Annotated in this window: 4 protein-coding genes; 1 reads left to right on the top strand and 3 read right to left on the bottom strand. The window is 68.4% G+C overall.

What is annotated here, in order from left to right; all coding sequences use genetic code 11:
• The 3 genes from ACN6LD_RS42165 to ACN6LD_RS42155 form a co-directional block, all read right to left on the bottom strand.
• Window positions 1–74, bottom strand: a 74-nt coding sequence (locus tag ACN6LD_RS42165) for a polyketide synthase docking domain-containing protein (protein ID WP_370444173.1), incomplete at its 3' end; no start/stop codon positions are given.
• A 145-nt stretch (window positions 75–219) separates the two neighbouring features.
• Entirely contained in the window at window positions 220–417 is a 198-nt protein-coding gene (locus ACN6LD_RS42160) for a ferredoxin (protein WP_057581875.1), read from the bottom strand.
• Between the two features lie 5 nt (window positions 418–422).
• On the bottom strand, window positions 423–1,529 hold the full coding sequence (locus ACN6LD_RS42155; protein WP_415925042.1) for a cytochrome P450: 1,107 nt from the start codon (window positions 1,527–1,529) through the stop codon (window positions 423–425).
• A gap of 330 nt (window positions 1,530–1,859) precedes the next feature.
• Between ACN6LD_RS42155 and ACN6LD_RS42150 the strand changes: the two genes are divergently transcribed.
• Window positions 1,860–1,933 (top strand): polyketide synthase docking domain-containing protein (locus tag ACN6LD_RS42150; RefSeq protein ID WP_416069587.1); only part of this gene is annotated, 74 nt, incomplete at its 3' end.

Genomic DNA, 1,933 nt, shown 5'->3' with positions numbered 1-1,933 from the left:
CGGCGACGTGCCTGACGCAGGTCGGCCGTCGCGCGCTTGAGGTATTCGCGGAACTTGTCTTCGGTGTTTCCCACGGGGAGAGACCCTTTCGAGGCGGCCTGGGTGACGATCGGGGCGGGGCGGCGGTGCGGGACGCGTGGACGCGGGTCACGGATGCGGGATGCGGGATGCGGGATGCCGGACGAGAGGTGCGGGGTACCGGCGCCGGTCGGGGGGCCGTCAGGCCTCCTGCACCTCGATGGCGAGCGAGGGGCAGCTGCGGGCCGCCTTACGGGCCTCGGCGTGCAGGCCGGGCTCCGGTTCCGCGTCGAGGAGGACGACGACGCCGTCCTCGTCGCGCTGGTCGAAGACATCCGGCGCGGTCATGGCGCAGATGCCCGAGGAACAGCACTCTTCTTCGTTGACCGTGATCAGCAGACGGCTCACCACGTCACCTCCAGACGATGAATTCCGAATACCGTCGCATCCTTGAAGGGAATTTCTTCAGGAGGCGACACCAGGCGCAGTTTCGGTATGCGCCGGAAAAGCGTGTCGTAGACGATCTCGAGTTCCGCGCGCGCCAGATTCTGGCCGAGGCACGCGTGGACGCCGAAACCGAAGGCGACATGACCCGATGTGTTGCGCCCTATGTCCAGCTCGCCGGGATCGGGGAAGACCTGCCCGTCGTGGTTGGCGGCGGCGGCGGAGGCGATGAAGCCCTCGCCGGCGCGGACGGTGACACCGCCGACCTCGATGTCCTCCAGGGCCACCCGGGCGGTCGGGTAGTCGACGATGCTGAAGTAGCGCAGGATCTCCTCGACGGCGCCCGGGGTCAGCGACGGGTCCTCGGTGATCCGGGCGAGCTTCGCCGGCTCGCGCAACAGCGCCGCCACGCCCAGCGAGATCATGTTCGCGGTGGTCTCGTGACCGGCGACGAGCAGCAGCACCGCGAACCCCGTGATCAGCTCGCGGTCGTAGACGCCCGCCTCCCGGTACTTCACGACGAGCCGGCTGACCAGCGCGTCGTCCGGTTCGGTCTCCTTGCTGACGACGAGCTCGCCGAGGAACTCCCGCAGGGCGCCGAACGCGTGCTGCCGGTCGGCCGGGGTGCTGGCCCGGTCGAGCAGGACCTCGGTGTGCTTCTGGAAGACGCCCCGGGTGTCGTAGGGCACGCCCAGCAGTTCGCAGATGGCGAGCGAGGGCACCGGGAGCGACAGCTCCTGGACCAGGTCGACGGGCCGGCCGGCGCCGCGCTCCAGGATGCCGGTCACGCACTCGTCGACGATCTCCTGGATGCGGGGGCGGAGCCTGCGGATCCGGTTCGCCGTGAACTCGCTGGTGACCATGCGGCGGTGCAGCGCGTGGTCCGGTGCGTCCATCGAGAGCAGAAAGCCCTTCTGCGCGAAGACGCCGATGTCGGCGACCGTCGCGGGAAAGGACGGGTGCGCACGGTTCGAGGACGTCGCCGGGTGGCTCAGCAGGGCCCGCACGTCCTCGTGACGCGTCGCCAGCCAGGCCGTCCTGCCGTTCTGCAGCACCACTTCGGACATCGGCTCGGCGGGCCGCAGTCGCGCGTATTCGGCCGGAGGGCTGAAAGGGCAGGTGCGAGGAAAAGGAAAAGAAGGCGTTTCGGAGGTATCGGCATCGGGCATGTCGTCGACCTCTCGCTCGAGGTTATGCATTCGCACGGTGCGGCGGAATACGCGCCGGGAGCGTAAGAGCCGCGCCTTAAATCCTGCTAAAAGGAGTACGGCTTTAGGTCGCATTAAGAGCAGGCCAAGCCCCGGCATGAAGTGTTGCGGACCGAACGGGTGGGCGCATGGAGGTCGGGCCGCCGCCCGCCGCACCTGGCCTGGGTAGTCCGAGGGGGATGGCTCTGCATGCCGACGACGGAAGACAAGCTCCGCGAATACCTCAAGCGTGTGACCACGGACCTGCAGCAGACGCGGCGAAA

This window comes from Streptomyces sp. SAS_272 (assembly GCF_052543235.1).
Note: the sequence above shows the minus strand (reverse complement) of the source record. Positions and strands in the feature narration are given on the sequence as shown.

Coding starts and splice junctions, on each gene's coding strand:
- ACN6LD_RS42155 (WP_415925042.1), bottom strand. CDS start 1,529: ATGTCCGAAGTGGTGCTGCAGAACGGCAGGACGGCCTGGCTGGCGACG.